The sequence below is a fragment of the Sphingomonadaceae bacterium OTU29LAMAA1 genome (assembly GCA_024072375.1).
GTDB lineage: Bacteria > Pseudomonadota > Alphaproteobacteria > Sphingomonadales > Sphingomonadaceae > Sphingomonas.
Window position 1 is genome coordinate 3,559,183 of the sequence record CP099617.1, and the last position, 17,992, is coordinate 3,577,174.

The window sequence follows — 17,992 nt, forward strand, 5'->3', positions numbered from 1 at the left end:
CTACCCACTCCCGGCAGGACGCCCTATACCTCCTGGAAGACAAGAGGGGATTGGGATGAGTCTGTTTCGCCGCAAGACGATCGTGGCGCAGCCGCCGGGGCAGCAACTGGCCCGAACGCTGGGGTGGCCGCATCTGGTGGCATTGGGTGTCGGGGCGATCGTCGGCACCGGCATCCTGACACTCATCGGCGTCGGCGCGGACCGGGCCGGGCCGGCGGTGATCGTCTCGTTCGTCGTCGCGGGCGCGATCTGCGCCTGCGCCGCGCTCTGCTATGCCGAAATGGCGACGATGATCCCGGCCTCCGGATCGGCCTACACCTACAGCTATGCAGTATTGGGCGAAGTGATCGCCTGGGTGGTCGGGTGGAGCCTGATCCTCGAATATTCGCTGGTGGTGTCGACGGTCGCGGTCGGCTGGTCTGGCTATGCAGTCGGATTCCTGAAAGGACTCGGGATCGTGGTGCCCGCGGCGCTGGCGAACGGGCCGGGGCTGGGCGGGGCGATCAATCTGCCCGCGGTCGCGATCATCGCCGTCGTCGCCGGTTTGCTGATGCTCGGCACACGGGAAAGCGCGCGGATCGGTACCGCGCTGGTGGTGCTGAAGATCGTCACGCTGGCGCTGTTCGTCGGCGTCGCGCTGCCGCATTTCGACGTGGCGAACCTCCATCCGTTCACGCCTTACGGCTATGGCAGCCCGACCGGCGAGGGCGGCGTAAAATACGGCGTGATGGGCGCGGCGGCGATCATCTTCTTCGCCTTCTATGGTTTCGACGCCATCTCCACTGCGGCGGAGGAGGCGAAGAACCCGGAGCGCGACCTCGCCATCGGCATCGTCGGATCCATGCTTGCGTGCACGGCGATCTACATGATCGTCGCGGCGACCGCCGTGGGCGCGGTGAGCTATACCCGGTTCGGCGATAGCCCGGAGCCGCTGGCGCTGATCCTGCGCGAACTGAACCGCGATGGGGTGGCGACGATCGTCGCGGCCGCCGCCGCGATCGCGCTGCCGACGGTGCTACTGGCGTTCCTGTATGGCCAGAGCCGCATCTTCCTCGTCATGGCGCGTGACGGATTCCTGCCGGCGAGCCTCGCCAAGGTGAGCAAGCGGGGAACGCCGGTCCGCATCACGCTGATGACCGCGGTGTTCGTCGCGATCATCGCCGGGCTGGCCCCGCTCGACGTGATCGCCAGCCTCGCCAATGCGGGAACCTTGTGCGCCTTCGTCGCGGTAGCGGCATGCGTGCTGGTGCTGCGTCGGCGCGACCCGGCGGCGCGGCGGCCGTTCCGCACGCCGCTGGCCTGGGTGGTGGCGCCGCTCGCGATCGCCGGCTGCCTCTATCTGTTCACCAGCCTGCAGGTGGTGACGCAGGTCGCCTTCGTCGGGTGGAACGCGTTCGGTTTGCTGGTCTATTTCCTCTACGCGCGGAGCCGGGCGGAGGTCGCGCGCTGATGCCGGGCTGGCATATCGGCATCATCGGCGGATCGGGCCTCTACGATGTCGAAGGGATCGAGGATGGGCGCTGGGTCGATGTCCCGAGTCCTTGGGGGGCACCGTCGGATGCGATCTTCCACGGCCGGATCGGTCCCGTCACGGTGTCGTTCCTGCCGCGGCACGGGCGGGGGCACCGGATCGGCCCGGACCAGCTGAATGCGCGCGCCAATATCGACTGCCTCAAACGGCTGGGCGTCACCGATGTGCTGGCGGTGTCGTCGGTCGGATCGCTGGTCGAGGAGCGGTCGCCGGGCAGCTTCACGATCGTCGACCAGTTCATCGACCGTACCAAGGGGCGGCCGTCGAGTTTCTTCGGCACCGGGCTGGTCGCGCACGTCTCGATGGCCGACCCGGTCTGTCCGCGGTTGAGCGCGCTCGTCGGCGATGCGGCAGGCGAAGTAGACCGGGGCGGCACCTATCTGGCGATGGAAGGACCGCAATTCTCGACGCGGGCGGAAAGCCTGTTGTACCGGCAGTGGGGCTGCCACGTCATCGGCATGACAGCGATGCCGGAGGCGAAGCTGGCCCGAGAGGCGGAGCTGCCCTACGCGCTTGTCGGCATGGTCACCGACTACGATTGCTGGCGCGAGGGCGAAGCGGCGGTGGACGTGGCGCAGGTGATCGCGCAACTGTCCGCCAATGCAGCGAAAGCGCGCGCGATGGTCGTGCGGCTGTTGCGTTCCCTGCCGGCAGAACGGATACCGTCGCCGATCGACACCTGCCTCGACACCGCGATCATCACCGCCAAAAGCGCGCGCGACCCTGCGCTGGTGGCGAAGCTGGATGCGGTGGCGGGGCGGGCGCTGCGCTGATCCCCGCCCTCCTCGCACTGCGCCGCCTTCGACGTCTATCCCCCTCGCGGCGGAAGGGTGAGGGGCGATGCAACGAGAGTTACGGCGTCACCTTCACCATCACCACGCCATGCGGCGCGACCGTCGCCGCAAAGCTCCCGGTCTTCCGTCCCAGGCTCTTGTGTGCCCACAGGTCGCGAACCTCCGCCTTCACCCGCGTGGTCAGCCCCAGTTCCGGCCACGCAACACTGATCGACGCCGGCGCGGCGGAGCGGTTGAACAGGATCACCGCACGGCTGCCGTCCGCCAGCGGTCGCGCCCAGACTTCCAGGTCGCCGTCATCGCGGATGCGGCGGCCCTGCTGGCCCAGCGGGTCCTGATCGACCGCGATCACCTCTTGGTTGAGCAGGATCGCGCGGGTGTCGGCATCCATGTGTGCGATGTCGTTGCCGGCGATCAGCGGCGCGGCCATCATCGCCCACAGGCTGAAATGGCTGCGATATTCGGTCGGCGTCATTCCGCCGTTACCGACCTCCAGCATGTCGGGGTCGTTCCAGCGGCCGGGCCCGGCATAGGGATACAGCCGTTCGTTGAGGTCGACGATGTCGGTCATGCCGATCGACCATTTCTCGCGTCCCGCCCATGCGTCGCGGATGTCGGCGGTGGTGCGCCACAGGTTGCCGATCTTCGCACCCCATTCCCACGGGCGGTTGTTGCCCCATTCGCACATCGCCAGCACCATCGGCCGGCCCGACGCCTTGATCGCGTCGGACATCAGCGCATAGGCCTCCTCGGCATTGCGCACGCCGGTCGAGCACCAGTCGTATTTCAGATAGTCGACGCCCCAGCGGGCATAGGTCAGCGCGTCCTGAGATTCGTGACCCTGACTGCCGGGCTTGCCGCCGCAAGTCTTCGCGCCCGCGTCGGAATAGATGCCGAACTTCAGCCCTTTGGCATGGACGTAGTCGGCCACGGCCTTGATGCCGTTGGGGAATTTCTCTGCATTGGCGGTGATGAAGCCATCGGCGTCGCGACTGCCGTGCCAGCAATCGTCGATGACGATGTATCGGTATCCGGCAGCCTTCATGCCGTTCGACGCCATCGCATCGGCCATCGCGCGGACCGTCGCGTCGTTGATGTTGCAGCCGAACCTGTTCCAGCTGTTCCAGCCCATCGGCGGGGTCTGGGCGAGGCCGTTGGCGATGCGGGCGGGATCCTGCGACGGACGCATCGTGTTGGGATCGACGAACTGATCCTGCGCGTGCGCCATGCTGATCGCGAAGGGCAGCAATGCAGCAGTGATTCCCACCTTAAGCAAATTTGCCATATTTAATCTCTCCTGCGCGGGGGCTAACGCAGGGATGGCGCAACGTAAAGTGTCAGCTTTCCGGGCCGATACTCAGCCCGTGGCGATAGTTCATCGTGACGCTGACCCGGCTGGTGCCTGCACCGACCGGAATAGCCACCTGTGCGAAGCTCGGCTTCAAACGGAGAATCGACAATCTGGGATCGCGCGAAAAGGCGCCGCCGTCACCGCCGTCCGACTTGCCGTTGGCGTTGGCGTCATGACGCACGGCGACGCCATAGGTGCCGGGGCGGGGTACCGGAATGCATACCACGACCTCGCGCCGGCCGCTGGCGGGCGCTTCGACGCGACCCAGCCAGCGGCCTTTCTCCAGAAAGCCGGCCTGGTCGTAGAGCTGGACGCGAACCCCGCCGGTGCTGGCGCGCAGACCGCGGATATCGACCATCAACCGATGCGGTGTCGCCGCGGTACAGCCTGTGGTGCTGCGCTGCGCCGTGGCGGGCGCGGCAATGAGGAACGGAAGCGCGAGAAGGACGAGCCGGGTCATGCCACGAATATAGTGCTGGATGTGGCGAGCATATGTCGATGCCATGGCAGGGTTTGTCGCGACAGATCGTCCTCACCCTTCCGCCGCGTCGCGGCTCCCTGCCTCTCCCACCGGGAGAGGGAAAAGACGCCGAAAGCGGCGAAAGGTTGAGGGTAAGCGCCAGGCACGAAAAAAGGGGAGGCACCTCGCGGCACCTCCCCCTCATTCGTCCGGCAATTGCGTCGCTTACGCGGCCAGGTTGCGCAGCACGTACTGCAGGATGCCGCCGTTGAGGAAATATTCCAGCTCGTTGACGGTATCGATGCGGCAACGCGTCTCGAACGTCTCGACCGACCGGTCGGCGCGGGTCAGCGTCACCTCGACCGTCTGGCGCGGACGCAGGCCGGCGACGCCGGTGATCGTGAAGGTTTCCGATCCATCCAGCTTCAGCGTCTCGCGCGTCACGCCCTCGGCGAACTGGAGCGGCAGCACGCCCATGCCGACGAGGTTCGAACGGTGGATGCGCTCGAAGCTTTCGGTGATGACCGCGCGGACGCCGAGCAGGTTGGTGCCCTTCGCCGCCCAGTCACGCGACGATCCGGTGCCATATTCCTTGCCCGCCACGATGACGAGCGGCGTGCCGTCTTCCTTGTGGCGCATCGCCGCGTCGTAGATCGGCATGGTCTCGCCGTCATACTTGGTCATGCCGCCTTCGACGCCCGGCACCATCTCGTTCTTGATGCGGATGTTGGCGAAGGTGCCGCGGACCATGACATGGTCGTTGCCACGACGCGCGCCATAGCTGTTGAAGTCGGCGCGGCTGACCTGCCGCTCCATCAGCCACTTGCCCGCCGGGCTGTCCGCCTTGATCGAACCTGCGGGCGAGATGTGGTCGGTGGTGATCGAATCGCCCAGGATCGCGAGCGGCTTCGCCTCGATGATGTCGGTCACCGGCTTCGGGGTCATTTCCATGCCCTCGAAATACGGCGGGTTGGCGACATAGGTCGACCCCGATGGCCAGGCGTAGGTGTCCGACTGGACGATGTCGATCGCCTGCCACTTGGTGTCGCCGGCATAGACGTTGCCGTAGCGCGAGCGGAACATCGTGTCGTCGATGTTCGCCGCCATCACGTCGGCGATCTCCTGATTGGTCGGCCACACGTCCTTGAGGTAGACGTCCTGCCCGTCGGTGCCCTGACCCAGCGGCGTCTCGGTCATGTCCTGCGTCACGGTGCCCTTCAGCGCATAGGCGACGACGAGCGGCGGCGAGGCGAGGAAGTTGGCGCGCACGTCGGGCGACACGCGGCCTTCGAAGTTGCGGTTGCCCGACAGCACCGATGCGGCGACGAGATCGTTCTCGTTGATCGCGGTCGAGATCGGCCCCGGCAGCGGACCCGAATTGCCGATGCAGGTGGTGCAGCCGTAGCCGACGAGGTTGAAGCCGATCGCGTCGAGGTCGGCGGTCAGGCCGGCCTTGTTGAGGTAATCGGTGACGACCTGCGAACCGGGGGCGAGCGACGTCTTGACCCACGGCTTGGGCTTGAGACCCAAGGCATTCGCCTTGCGCGCGACGAGGCCCGCGGCGACCAGCACCGACGGGTTCGACGTATTGGTGCAACTGGTGATCGCGGCGATCACGACGTCGCCGTCGCCGATGTCATGGCCACGCTCGGCCACATCGACGCGCTGTGGGCGCTCCTTGTGGTAGATCTTGAACAGGTCGCCGTTGAACACTTCGTCGACCTTGCCCAAGCTGACGCGGTCCTGCGGACGCTTTGGGCCGGCGAGCGATGCGGTGACGGTCGCCATGTCGAGTTCGAGCGTGTCGGTGAACACCGGCTCGGGCGCATCGTCGAAGCGCCAGAAGCCGTTCGCCTTCGCATAGGCCTCGACCAGCGCGATATTCTCCTCGGACCGCGCGGTGAGGCGCATATAGTCCATCGTCTTGTCGTCGATCGGGAAGAAGCCGCAGGTGGCGCCATATTCCGGCGCCATGTTGGCGATCGTCGCGCGATCGGCGAGCGTCATCGACGACAGGCCCGGACCGAAGAATTCGACAAAGCGGCCAACCACGCCCTTGGCGCGCAGCATCTGCGTGACGGTGAGCACGAGGTCTGTGGCGGTGATGCCCTCACGCAACGCGCCGGTCAGTTTGAAGCCGACGACTTCCGGGATCAGCATCGACACCGGCTGACCGAGCATCGCGGCCTCCGCCTCGATCCCGCCGACGCCCCAGCCCAATACGCCGAGGCCATTGATCATCGTGGTGTGGCTGTCGGTGCCGACGAGCGTGTCCGGATAGGCGATCGCCTTGCCATCGCCATGATCGCCGACGCTGTCCGTGGTCCAGACCGCCTGACCGATATATTCCAGGTTCACCTGATGGCAGATGCCGGTGCCGGGGGGCACGACCTTGAAGTTGTCGAGCGCAGCCGAACCCCATTTCAGGAACTCGTAGCGTTCGCCGTTGCGCTCATATTCCAGATCGACGTTGTTCTCGAACGCCTTGGGCGTGCCGAATTCATCGACCATCACCGAATGGTCGATGACGAGGTGGACGGGAACCTGCGGATTGATCTTGGCCGCATCGCCGCCCAGCTTGGTGATCGCATCTCGCATCGCGGCGAGATCGACGACGCAGGGCACGCCGGTGAAATCCTGCATCAGCACGCGCGCCGGGCGATACTGGATCTCGCGGTCCGAACGACGCTCCTTCTGCCAGTCGACGATCGCCTGCACGTCGGCCTCGGTCACGGTCTTGCCGTCCTCGAAGCGGAGCATGTTCTCGAGCAGCACCTTCATCGAGAAGGGCAGACGGCTGATGTCGCCGAACTTCGCCGCGGCCTTTTCCAGGCTGTAATAATCGTAGGTCTTGCCGCCGACGTCGAGCGTCGTGCGGGTGTTCAGGCTGTCCTGGCCGATGGCGGTCATGTTGGTCCCTTCAATTTGGCCCAGGGCGCTCGGGGAGGCGGCGGGGAAGCCGCGCGGGCGCGCGAGAGCGCTTCAGCGAAAGCGTGTGTCTCGGCGGCCTTAGCAAGGGGTGTCCGGCGGGGGAAGCGCATATGCTGCGCCTGCGTGAAAGCGCCGGCTGGTCGCTGCGCCTAGTCAGCCGTGTGACAGGCGAAGCGCGTCGACATCGACGATCACGCGTTCGAGATGCGCAACCTCGGCAGTGGCGCCGATCTGGTCGAGGGCCGCCCAGGCCTTGAGCAGATGGCTGCTCGCCTGTTCCAGCCACGACGACGCGTCCGATCCTGCAGCATCGTCGCCCCGGGCGTCGCGCATGTCCCGGCGCAACTCGAATGCGGCGACGGTACGGCGGGCGAGATCCTCCAGCGCGATCCGTTCCTCGTCGTCCAGTCCGGCGCGTGGCGCGACGTCGATCACGCACAGGGTGCCGATTTGCGTCCCGTTGCGCATCCGCAGAGGCGCGCCGGCATAGAAGCGGATGCCCGGACCGCCGGTGACGTTGGGATAGTTGCGGAAACGTTCGTCGACGCTGGCGTCCGGGACAACGAAGACGTCGTCCTGTTCGATCGCTTTCGCGCAAAAGGATTCCTCGATCGGGGTTTCCGTCGAGTCGATCCCCAGCCGCGCCTTGAACCACTGCCGCCGGGCATCGATCAACGAAATCATCGCGATCGGCGCATCGACCTCACACGCCGCAGCCTCGACGATCGAATCGAACTGCGGCTCCATGGGCGTGTCGAGCAACCCATAGTCCGCCAATGTGGCAAGCCTGTCTTCCGCGTCCGTCATCGCCGCGTCCCCACCCCGACCTCATTATGGTAAACGTCGGTGTAACAGGACTTTGCCTGTATGGAAAAGGTTTCAGCCCGGTATCGGCGAAATGACGCTATCCTGCATCAAGCAATCCGGCCGGCGGAACGTCGGCGGCGGTCAGCCGATCAAGGTTTCGCCGGTGGCCAGCGACTTGCCACGGGTGATGATGACGCGGTCACCGACCTTGGCTTCGCCGAACAGCAACTTGGCGAAGGCAGTAGGAACGCCGATGCAGCCGTGCGTGGCATACCCCCACGCGACTTCGGTGCCATGGACCGATACGCCGTCATCGGTCAGCCGCAGCGTATAGGGCATCGGCGCATCGTAGATGCTGGAGACGTGATCGGCGTCTTTCATCGTGATCGGAAAGCTGCCGAGCGGCGTCGGCTTGTCGTCGGTGCCGTAGAGGATCGCCGCCGCCCCGATCTCGTATCCGCCACGGAAGACGGACAGCGTCTGCGCGGCGAGGTCGACGGTGATGACGACCGGGCCAGCGGGAACGTTTTTGGTATCCCAGGCATAATCGCCGAACTTGATCGGACCGATATCGAGAACCCGTTTGATCGCGAGCGGTTCGGGAGTGGAGACGGGCGCCGGCTTTGGCGGAGAAACCGGCGCGGGAATGGTCCGCGGGATAGCCGTGACTGCGACCGGCGCGGGGGTGGTGCGCGGCTCCGGTGGCGATCGCATGGCGACGGTCGCCGCGCCGAGTGTTCCGAGCACGACGCATGCTAGGATCAGCTTGGCCGCGAGGGCCTGATGGCGTGCGGCCACGATACGCTCCACGGATGACGGACGCGCGAGGATGCGGCAGTTTTGTCGGTAGCGCCACCCTCCGCCGTGCGCTGTGCCGTGACGGGACAGGTACGGCGATCGTCAACCTGTATGGCAGTGCGATATCCTGTGCGCTAGGATCGGCGCATGGCGAAGCTGAAGGTGTACCGTACCCCCATCGGGTTCCACGACGCCTATGTCGCCGCTCCCAGCCAGAAGGCGGCTTTGCGGGCATGGGGCAGTGATCGCGACCTGTTCGCACGCGGGGTGGCGGAGGTGGTGACCGATCCGGCGTTGACCGCGGAGCCGCTCGCCCGGCCGGGGGAGGTCATCAGGCGGTCACGCGGCACCGCCGCCGAACAGATCGCCGCGTTGCCGCCGACCCCGTCGCGAAAGCCCCGCAAGCCGTCAGAAGCGGAGGGCGATCGCACAGAGGCCAAAGCGCTATCACGACCAGCACCGACGCCCGCGCCGAAACCCGATCGACGGGCACTGGCCGATGCGGAAGATGCCGTGTCGGATGCCGAGGCACGCCAGCGTAGCGAGGATCGCGCCCTGCGGGCCGAAGAGGCGGCGCTCGCCAAGCGCCGCCGCGTGATGGAGCGCGAGCACGCCGACGAGCGCGCGGCGCTGGAAGAAGCGCGCGAGGCGGCGGCACGGGCCTACGACGCAGCGATGCGACGCTGGCGCGGCTGAGCCTATCCCGTTGCACCAGCGGAACATTGCCGGAAGCCGGACGATTGGAGGCGCTGAAAGGAAATCGACCATGTCCCATATTCCCAGTTCCGCGATGAAGCATGCCGGCCCGGTCCATCATGACGAGGCGAAGGGAACGGCACCGTCCAGCGCGACGCGGAGCGGCAAGCAGGCCCACCGGACGGACGGCATCGGTGCCGGCGCATGGATCGCGATCGGCGGCACGTTGCTCGCCGGTGCCGCGGCGGCGATCGCCATCCCGCTGCTGAAGGCACGGACGACGCCGGTGGCGACGCGTCGCGGCAAGAAGGCGCATCCCCGCAAGAAGGCCCGCAAGCCCGCTGCAGCCTGATCCCCTCACGACGCTCGGTGACGACGCGGCCGACCCGTGATAGGGTTGGACATGGTCATGATCGGGCGGGATAATTCGACAGGGGCGGCGTCGCATCGCGATGACGCCGCCCGGTTGCGCCGACCCTCGCCGTTCCTCTTGCAACGACGGCACGCAGGCCGGACAGCGGGTCCGTGAACGAGCCAACCCGATTCGACCGACTGACGAAGCGCCACCGCGACTGCCTGCGCGGGGTACGCCAGCTCAAGGGCTCGAAGGAGATCGCGGACGATCTCGGCATCGAGAAATCCACCGTCGACAGCTATCTGACCGAGGCGGTGAAGGTGCTCGGCGCGCGCAACCGTCGCGACGCCGCCATGCAATGGGCCGAATACGAAGCGGCGCAATCCGAACCGAAAGCTTCCAAAACAACGGTTTCCCCGGATTTCGCTACCCCCGATAAAATAGGGGGTGATTCTGCACGGCTATCGGAAACACCCGATCCGCTGCCACCCCGGATGTCGCCGGACGAGTTGATCGTCGGGGCACCGGGGGATACCGGAGGGCCACCTTTCAGGATGCGCTCTCCGGGACACCGGCTGCCCTTCCGGCGGAAAGGACAGAGGGGAAACGACCTGTCGGTCGGCGACCGGCTGATCTGGATCCAGGCCATCACCCTCGGCATCGCCATCGCGTTCGGCATGCTGATGACCGGCCTCCAGGTATTGACCGGCCTGATCGAGAGCGTCGCCCAACGCCTTTCCTGACTCCCATGAGAGCACCCCCAAGGGTGGAAAGGTGGCTATGTCCTACGCAAATACCCAGGCAGCGGCCGAGGCGGTCGCACAATTGCTGTGGCGTCTTGAAACGCAGCTCGACGAGGCCTTCGCCACCGGTGGCGAATTGCTCGCCGCGCTGCCCCGCGCCCGCAGCGCCGCCAACCTGCCCGCGATCGCCGGCCAGCAGGCGTTCGAGGTATTCGGACAGGCGATCATCGCCATCGGCGCGGCGCGTGGTCACACGGTCGCGGGTCATCGCGTCATCGAGAAGCTGGGCAAGCAGATGGGGTATGAGACGAGCTTCGGCGACGAACAGCCGAAGCCCGACATCGCCCCGATGGGCGCCGACGTCACGCATCTGCGCGTCGCCGCCTAGGTGTCATGGCTTGGTCTCGAAGTTGCTCCTTTGGTCGGCCAAGCCATGACCCACGTCATCCTGTTCAACATCGTGCTGCTCGCGGCGTGCGCCTATGCCTTCGTGGCGGGGGGCGCGCCCGAACGGTGGACCGCGATCGTGTTCCTCGGCGGCGCGATCGCGACCTTCCTGCTGCCGTTCCGGCACCACCAGAGCTACCACACGGTGCATCTGCTGGTGCTGGCAGTGGATTCGGCCGTCCTGCTGGGGCTGATCGGCATCGCGTTGCGCGCCGACCGGTTCTGGCCGATGTACGTCAGTGCGCTGCATCTGATCACGATCGCGATTCACGGCGTGAAGGCATTCCAGCCGTCACTGGTGCCGTGGATGTATGCCGGTGCGAGCGGCAAGATCGCCTATCCCATGCTGGTCCTGCTGGCGACCGGCGCCTGGCGCCATCGCCACCGGCTGGCCCGTTTCGGGAGCGACCGCGACTGGTCGCCCCTGCGTAGACCGGAATCCGATTTATCATGAGTGCCGACATCCGCCTGTTGCGCTGGCACGAGCGCGACCGCGAAGACTATGAACGACTGGCGAGCGCGATCACGCGCCTGCGGACGATCGCGGCGCGGGGGCGTGGCGAGATCGTCGCATCCGCGCCGGCAGGGCCCGAGGAACCCGACGATGTCGATCGGGCGCGGGCGCTGCTGGCGCAGCGGCGTGCGCGCGATACGGCGGCGGGGGATCAGGCGGAGTTGTTCGGCGAGCCGGGCTGGGACATCCTGCTGACGCTGTTCGTCGCCTATGAAGAGGGCCATGCGCTGCCGGCCGCCACGCTGGCCACGGGCAGTGGTCTGCGTCCCGGGGTGCTCGAGCGGTGGCTGAAGGTTCTGCAGGCGAGGGAGCTGATCCGGCCGATCGAACCGCAGGGTACGGCATCGGCCACGCTGTCGTTAACCGACAAAGGCATGGCGCTGGTATTGCGGTGCGTCGGCGATGCCTGAAGCGAAGGTCAGCGGCTGCTGTCGGTCAGCCGCTCCGCTTCCTCGCGCATCATCTCGACGCCCTGACAGATGTGCAACCCCGCGACCGCGAGATCGAGATCGTCGGACAGGCGGATGAGTTCCTCGCCAAGCGCGACCGCACGGTGCAACAACTCGCCGCGAATCCTGCGTTCGGTGGGGTCTTCGGGGATGCTCATCACGCGGGGGTTTTACCGACGGGCGTGCGGGAAGCAACGGCGAGTTTCGTCGCTGTCCGATCTTGCGGCGACCGGAGCAAACCAGCCCATGACACGTTCTTCCCGGCACCGGCCGTTGCGGTATCGTAACCGTTTGCGGCACAAGAACGAGGGAGAGTGATGATGGCGGACGGCGATACCGGCAACGGCGCGGCAGACGCGATGCGCGCCTCCGGCCAGAAGATGGCCGAAGGCAGTGCCACGCTGGGACTCAAGATCATCGAACAGGCCGAGCGCAACTCGCACCAGGCGTTCGAGGCGATGCGCGAGGCGGCGAAAGCCACGGACCTGAGCGAAGTTATGCGCATCCAGGGCGAATTTCTGCGTGAGCAGGGGCAGAGGTCGATGGATCAGGCGCGAGAGATCGGCGAACTCATCATGCGATTCGGCCGTGACGCGGTATCGCCGCTACGGCCCGGCGGGGAAACGAAACCCGACTGATCGATCCTGTGCGACACGAAGCGATCGGGGTTGAGCCCCGGATAGCTTCGTGTCGCCTGGCAGGATCAGGTCGCCGGCATCGCCCGGGCCAGCACCAGCAGATCGTGGACGATCCCGTCGCTGGCGCGCACCTGTCCGGTGAGCGTGGCCTCGCAGCGGAAGCCGAGCCCTTCGAACAGCGCGATCGATCCGGCCTGATCGGGCGTCATCGACGCGGAAAGCTTGGTGAGCCCGTGCGCGTGCGCGATGGCAAGCAATGCTTCCAGCAAATCGCGGCCCAGACCGACGCCGCGGCGATCGGACGCGACCAGCAGGCGGATTTCGCCGACATGGCCGCTCCACCCCAACGGGTCGCGAACCAGCGCGGCCGTGGCGACGATGCGCCCACCGTCTTCCGCAACGAGACTGTCGATCCAGCCTTCTCCGATCGCCTGTTGCCAGGCCTCGATCACGCGTTCGTGTCGCAGGTCGCGACCAAGGAACAGCAGATCATGTTCCGGCAGGCCCGCGGCAAACGCCAGCATCGCCGCGTCGTCGGTCGGGCGGAAGCGGCGGATCGTGTAGCTCATGCGGGGCGGGTCCTGCCGTCGTGACGGATCGAGCATCGGCGGCGCGGGCGGCGGCGTCAAGCCGGACGCGGTGCGCCGCCGGGCGTAACCGGTTGTGGCCCTTGCGGATCGGCCTCCAGCGAGGAATCGCCACCGAGCACACGGTATAGCGTCACACGGTTGGTGGCGCCGACCAACGTGGTGGCGATCAGCGTGCGCTGGGCGGTATAAAGCGAGCGTTGCGCATCGAGGCTGGACAGGAAGGTATCGATGCCGCCCTGATAGCGAGCGTTGACGAGGCGCAGCGTATCCGCCGCCGCGATCTGGAAATTGGTCTGCGCGCGAAGCTGTGCCGCCAGCGTACCCTGCCGGGCGAGCGCATCGGCGGTTTCCTGAAATGCGGTCTGGATCGTCTTTTCGTAGGTGGCGAGCGCGGCATCGCGCTGCGCCTCGGTATAGCGGACGTTGTTGCGTGCCGCGCCGGCCTGAAAGATTGGGTAGCTGACCGATGGCGCGACCGAATAGTTGAATGCGCCGCCACTGAACAGCGACGACAATGCCGTGCTGGCGAAACCGACGAGACCGGTCAGCGAGATGCGCGGGAACAGCGCGGCGCGAGCTGCGCCGATCTCGGCATTGTAGGCACGCAATTCATATTCCGACTGGACCACGTCGGGACGGCGAAGGAGGACGCCGCTGTCGAGCCCCGCCGGAAGGGTGGCGATAGTCCCCTGCGCCTCGTCGATCGAAACGGGCAGCAATGCAGCGTCGATCGGCGCGCCGACGAGCAGCTGCAGCGCATTGACGTCCTGCGCCACCAGTGTCGTTTGTTCGGCAAGGTCGGCGTTGGCGGTTTCGAGGATCTGTTCGGCCTGGCGCAGGTCGGTGCGCGGGCTGATCCCGCCCTCCAGCCGGGCGCGCGTTAGCCGGACGCTTTGTTGTGCGCTGGTCGCGGTGTCCTGCGCGATCTTGAGCAGGCTGCGATCGGCGGCGTAGTTGAGCCACGCCGTCGCGATGTCGCCGACCAGCGTCAGGCGCGTGGCGCGGGCGGCGGCTTCGGTCGCGAAATAGCGGTCAAGCGCGGCGCGCGACAGCGAACGGATGCGGCCGAACAGGTCGAGTTCGAACGCCGTGGTGCCGACCGAGGCGGAGAAGGCGCTGTTGCCTGCACTGCTGGTGGTGATCGTGCCGGTGCCGGTTCCCGTGCCACCGGTGCCCGTACCGCCGGTCCCGGTGCCGGTATCGGTGCCACCCGTGCCCGTGCCGGTTCCGCCGGTGTTGCCGCTGCCGGCGACGCTACGCGCCCCGTTGCCGCCGCCCGAATATGTGTAGCGTCCCGAGGCATCGAGCGACGGGAACAGGTCGGCGCGCTGAATGCGATATTGCGCGCGGGCCGCGGCGATGTTGGCGGCGGCGATGCGCAGGTCGCGGTTGTTGGCCAGCGCCTGATCGATCAGCGTCTGGAGGCGGCGATCCTTGAACACGTCGCGATAGGTGATCGCCGGCAGCGTCGCCTCGCTCTGGCGAAGGTAGGCGTTGCCCACCGGCCAGGACGTCGGCACCGGGGCGATCGACCGAACGTATTTCGGCTCCATCGAGCAACCGGCGAGTGCGCTGCCGCCCAGTGCCACGGCGAGGATCAGACGAATGGTCCGGGGCATCATGCGGGTTCCGGCTTGGTAGAGGGGCCAGATTCGGGCGTGGCTGGCGGCATCGGCGGGGCGGGGGGGTGATCGTCCTGACCGCCCTGATGCCCGGTCGGACGCCCGCGCAGCTTGGCAATGCCGTCGCGTACGCCGCGGCGGACGAGCACGAAGAACAGCGGGATGTAGAAGATCGCGAGGAACGTTGCCGACAGCATGCCGCCGATCACCGCAGTGCCGATCGCGATCCGGCTGTTCGCGCCGGCGCCGGTCGAGATCGCCAGCGGCAACACGCCGAAGATGAAGGCGAACGACGTCATCAGGATCGGGCGCAGGCGGATCTTGGCGGCCTCCAGCGCCGCGTCGATGACGCGCGCGCCCTTGCGCTCCGCCTGTTCGGCGAATTCGATCATCAGGATCGCGTTCTTCGCCGCCAGCCCCATCGTCGTCAGCAGGCCGATCTGGAGATAGACGTCGTTGGTCAGGCCGCGCAGCGTGACGAAGGCGATCGCGCCGATCAGGCCGAGCGGGATGATGAGCAGCACCGCGAACGGGATCGACCAGCTCTCGTACAGTGCCGCGAGGCACAGGAAGACGACGAGGATCGACAGCCCGTAGAGCAACGGCGCCTGACCCGACGACAGCCGCTCCTGATAGGACAGGCCCGCCCATGCGACAGAGGTGCCCGGAATGTCCGCCGCCAGCTCGGCGATCCGCGCCATCGCGTCACCCGAGCTCTTGCCCGATGCTGCCGAACCCTGGAATTCGAAGGAGGCGATGCCGTTGAAGCGCGACAGCGTCGTCGGCGCGGTCGCCCAGCCGGTGGTGGCGAAGGACGAGAACGGCACCATCTGGCCGCTCGACCCGCGGACGAACCATTGCTTCAGGTCTTCGGGCGACGAGCGATAGGGGGCATCGCCCTGCACGTAGACGCGCTTGACCCGGCCACGGTCGATGAAGTCGTTGACATATTGTCCGCCCCAGGCGGTGGTGAGCGTGCCGTTGGCATTGGTCTGGGTGAGGCCCAGCGCCGCGAGCTTCTGCTGGTCCATGTCGACCCGCAACGTCGCGATATCGGGCAATTCGGTCAGCCGGACCGACGCGAGCATCGGGTCTGCGTTCGCGGCGGCGAGCAGCTTGTCGCGGGCCGCGTTGAACTGGTCCTGCGTCAGCCCGCCGGTGTTCTGCAACTCCATGGTGAAGCCGTCGGACGAGCCGAGGCCGCGGATCGCCGGCGGCACCAGCGCGAAGACCTGCGCATCGCGTAGCCCCCGGAATGCGGAAGAGGCGCGGCCGGTGATCGCATCTGCGGTGTTTTCCTTGCCTTCGCGCTTCGACCAGTCGACGAAGTTGAGGAAGCCCTGACCGGTGTTCTGGCCACTGACGCCGCCACCGCCGCCGCCGGCGACGGTGAACAGGACGGATGAATTCTTCGCCTCGTTCTGCGCGAAGTAATTCTCGACCTGCCGCTGGACCTGCAACGTGCGCGCCTGCGTGGCGCCGGGCGGCAGGCGGAACTGGACGATCGCGGACCCCTGATCCTCGGTGGGCAGGAAGCCGGTAGGCAGGCGCAGGAACAGTCCGGCAAGCAGCGCGACAGTGCCGAGGTAGATCAGCAGGAACAGCCACTTGCGACTGATCACCGCCTGCACCGCGCCGGTATAGCGTTCCACGCCGCGTTCGAAATTGCGGTTGAACCAGTTGGCCGATTTCTCGCCCCAGCCCGCGACGCGCGGGAAACGGCGCTTGAAGCCCTGATTCTCCTCCGCCTCCTTCGACTTCTGCTTGAGCAGCGAGGCGGTGAGCGCGGGGCTGAGGATCAGCGCGACGAGCACCGACAGGATCATCGCCGACACGATGGTGAGCGAGAACTGGCGGTAGATGACGCCGGTCGACCCGCCAAAGAACGCCATCGGCAGGAACACCGCCGACAGCACCAGCGCGATCGCGATCAGCGCGACGGTGATCTCGTTCATCGACTCGATCGTCGCTTCCCGCGGCGTCATGTCGGGGTTCTCTTCCATCAACCGCTCGACGTTCTCGACGACGACGATCGCGTCGTCGACGAGCAGGCCGATCGCGAGGACAAGGCCGAACAGCGTCATCGTGTTGATCGAGAAGCCGGCGAAGTAGAAGACGGCGAACGTGCCGAGCAGCACCACCGGCACCGCGATCGTCGGCACCAGCGTGGCGCGCCAGCTTTGCAGGAAGACGAACATGACGACCACGACGAGGATCACCGCCTCGATCAGCGTCTTCACCACTTCCTCGATCGACAGCTTGATGAAGGCGGTGGTGTCGTTGGCGTAGGCGACCTTCAGCCCGGCGGGGAACCCCTTGGCGACCCGTGCGACCTCGGCCTTGACCAGTTCGGCGGTTTCCAGTGCGTCGGCGCCCGGCGCCAGCAGCACGGCGATACCCGCACCCGGGTGGCGGTTGATCCGGCTGACCGCGGCATAGCTTTCCGCGCCGAGTTCGATCCGGGCGACATCGGACAGCCGCACGGTCGCGCCCGAGGGCAGCGTCTTGACGATGATCTGGCGGAATTGCTCCGGCGTCTGGAGGCGCGATTGCGCGGTGACGGTCGCGTTGAGCATCTGCTCCGGCCCCGACGGCAGCCCGCCGACCTCGCCCGCCGCGACTTCGGTATTCTGGTTCTGGATCGCGGCGGTGACGTCGGACGGGATCAGCGAATAGCTCGCGAGCCGCTCCGGGTTGAGCCAGATCCGCATCGCATATTGCGAACCGAAGACGTTGACGTCGCCGACACCCTGAACGCGGCCGAGCGGGTCCTGCAGGTTGGAGACGAGATAGTCCGACACGTCCTGATTGGTGCGCACGTCGGTCTCGTCATAGACGCCGACGATCAGCAGGTTGTCCGGGTTCGACTTGCGGACGACGAGGCCCTGCTGCTGCACCTGTTGCGGCAGGCGCGCGACGCCCTGCTGCACCTGATTCTGTACCTGCACCTGCGCGATGTCGGGATCGGTGCCCTTTTCGAAGGTCGCGGTGATCGTCACCGCGCCGCGGCTCGACGACGAAGAACTGAAATAGAGCAGCCCGTCGATGCCGGTCAGCTGCTGTTCGATGACCTGCGTCACCGAATTCTGCAGCGTCTGGGCGTTGGCGCCGGGGAAGGTGGCGCGGATCGACACCTGCGGCGGCGCGACGTCGGGATATTGCGCGATCGGCAGGCTCATGATCGCACCGACGCCCGCGAGCATCACGATAATGGCCAGCACCCATGCGAAGATGGGGCGATCGATGAAGATGCGACTGATCATGAG

The 17,992-nt window shown here is 66.6% G+C and carries 18 protein-coding genes; 9 read left to right on the forward strand and 9 right to left on the reverse strand.

The features are described 5' to 3' along the window. Positions 1-55: 55 nt before the first annotated feature. Together NF699_17040 and mtnP are read left to right on the forward strand one after the other, a co-directional pair. A complete protein-coding gene (locus NF699_17040; protein USU04722.1) occupies positions 56-1,450 on the forward strand; it encodes an amino acid permease in 1,395 nt (464 codons plus the stop codon). Then, complete coding sequence (gene mtnP, locus NF699_17045) at positions 1,450-2,304, forward strand: S-methyl-5'-thioadenosine phosphorylase (GenBank protein USU04723.1); 855 nt, start codon at positions 1,450-1,452, stop codon at positions 2,302-2,304. The genes NF699_17040 and mtnP overlap by 1 nt, the downstream gene beginning before the upstream one ends. A gap of 79 nt (positions 2,305-2,383) precedes the next feature. Here mtnP and NF699_17050 read toward each other — a convergent pair whose 3' ends face one another. The 5 genes from NF699_17050 to NF699_17070 form a co-directional block, all read right to left on the reverse strand. After that, complete coding sequence (locus NF699_17050) at positions 2,384-3,610, reverse strand: alpha-galactosidase (protein ID USU04724.1); 1,227 nt, start codon at positions 3,608-3,610, stop codon at positions 2,384-2,386. Between the two features lie 52 nt (positions 3,611-3,662). Beyond that, positions 3,663-4,136: a DUF2141 domain-containing protein gene (locus NF699_17055; protein ID USU04725.1), complete on the reverse strand. Its 474-nt coding sequence runs from the start codon at positions 4,134-4,136 to the stop codon at positions 3,663-3,665. Between the two features lie 225 nt (positions 4,137-4,361). Further along, complete coding sequence (gene acnA / locus NF699_17060; GenBank protein ID USU04726.1) at positions 4,362-7,046, reverse strand: aconitate hydratase AcnA; 2,685 nt, start codon at positions 7,044-7,046, stop codon at positions 4,362-4,364. A gap of 174 nt (positions 7,047-7,220) precedes the next feature. Further along, complete coding sequence (locus NF699_17065; protein ID USU04727.1) at positions 7,221-7,874, reverse strand: GAF domain-containing protein; 654 nt, start codon at positions 7,872-7,874, stop codon at positions 7,221-7,223. Between the two features lie 141 nt (positions 7,875-8,015). Continuing rightward, a complete protein-coding gene (locus NF699_17070; protein ID USU07134.1) occupies positions 8,016-8,588 on the reverse strand; it encodes a L,D-transpeptidase family protein in 573 nt (190 codons plus the stop codon). A 231-nt stretch (positions 8,589-8,819) separates the two neighbouring features. Between NF699_17070 and NF699_17075 the strand changes: the two genes are divergently transcribed. The 6 genes from NF699_17075 (at position 8,820) to NF699_17100 (ending at position 11,837) form a co-directional block, all read left to right on the forward strand. Then, a complete protein-coding gene (locus NF699_17075; protein USU04728.1) occupies positions 8,820-9,368 on the forward strand; it encodes a hypothetical protein in 549 nt (182 codons plus the stop codon). Positions 9,369-9,438: 70 nt separating this feature from the next. Then, positions 9,439-9,720: a hypothetical protein gene (locus tag NF699_17080; protein USU04729.1), complete on the forward strand. Its 282-nt coding sequence runs from the start codon at positions 9,439-9,441 to the stop codon at positions 9,718-9,720. 173 nt (positions 9,721-9,893) lie between these two features. Beyond that, positions 9,894-10,466, forward strand: a complete 573-nt coding sequence (locus NF699_17085) for a LuxR family transcriptional regulator (protein USU04730.1) — start codon at positions 9,894-9,896, stop codon at positions 10,464-10,466. A 37-nt stretch (positions 10,467-10,503) separates the two neighbouring features. Further along, positions 10,504-10,854: a hypothetical protein gene (locus tag NF699_17090; protein USU04731.1), complete on the forward strand. Its 351-nt coding sequence runs from the start codon at positions 10,504-10,506 to the stop codon at positions 10,852-10,854. A 45-nt stretch (positions 10,855-10,899) separates the two neighbouring features. After that, a complete protein-coding gene (locus NF699_17095; GenBank protein USU04732.1) occupies positions 10,900-11,367 on the forward strand; it encodes a hypothetical protein in 468 nt (155 codons plus the stop codon). Further along, positions 11,364-11,837, forward strand: coding sequence for a hypothetical protein (locus NF699_17100; GenBank protein ID USU04733.1), 474 nt, complete (start codon positions 11,364-11,366; stop codon positions 11,835-11,837). Before NF699_17095 ends, NF699_17100 begins: the two co-directional genes overlap by 4 nt. Before the next feature lie 8 nt (positions 11,838-11,845). On the opposite strand, the gene NF699_17105 is transcribed toward NF699_17100, so the two are convergent. Further along, positions 11,846-12,034: a hypothetical protein gene (locus tag NF699_17105; GenBank protein USU04734.1), complete on the reverse strand. Its 189-nt coding sequence runs from the start codon at positions 12,032-12,034 to the stop codon at positions 11,846-11,848. 162 nt (positions 12,035-12,196) lie between these two features. Between NF699_17105 and NF699_17110 the strand changes: the two genes are divergently transcribed. Next, entirely contained in the window at positions 12,197-12,514 is a 318-nt protein-coding gene (locus NF699_17110) for a phasin family protein (GenBank protein ID USU04735.1), read from the forward strand. Between the two features lie 65 nt (positions 12,515-12,579). Here the strand turns inward: NF699_17110 and NF699_17115 are convergent, their stop codons facing one another. Genes NF699_17115 through NF699_17125 form a run of 3 tightly spaced genes read right to left on the reverse strand, consistent with a single transcriptional unit; the run spans position 12,580 to position 17,989 of the window. Beyond that, the gene (locus NF699_17115; GenBank protein USU04736.1) at positions 12,580-13,143 is read right to left on the reverse strand and encodes a GNAT family N-acetyltransferase; all 564 of its coding nucleotides are present in this window, start codon (positions 13,141-13,143) and stop codon (positions 12,580-12,582) included. Continuing rightward, complete coding sequence (locus tag NF699_17120; GenBank protein ID USU04737.1) at positions 13,140-14,726, reverse strand: efflux transporter outer membrane subunit; 1,587 nt, start codon at positions 14,724-14,726, stop codon at positions 13,140-13,142. Before NF699_17120 ends, NF699_17115 begins: the two co-directional genes overlap by 4 nt. Beyond that, positions 14,723-17,989, reverse strand: a complete 3,267-nt coding sequence (locus NF699_17125; protein ID USU04738.1) for an efflux RND transporter permease subunit — start codon at positions 17,987-17,989, stop codon at positions 14,723-14,725. The genes NF699_17120 and NF699_17125 overlap by 4 nt, the downstream gene beginning before the upstream one ends. Between the last annotated feature and the right edge of the window lie 3 nt (positions 17,990-17,992).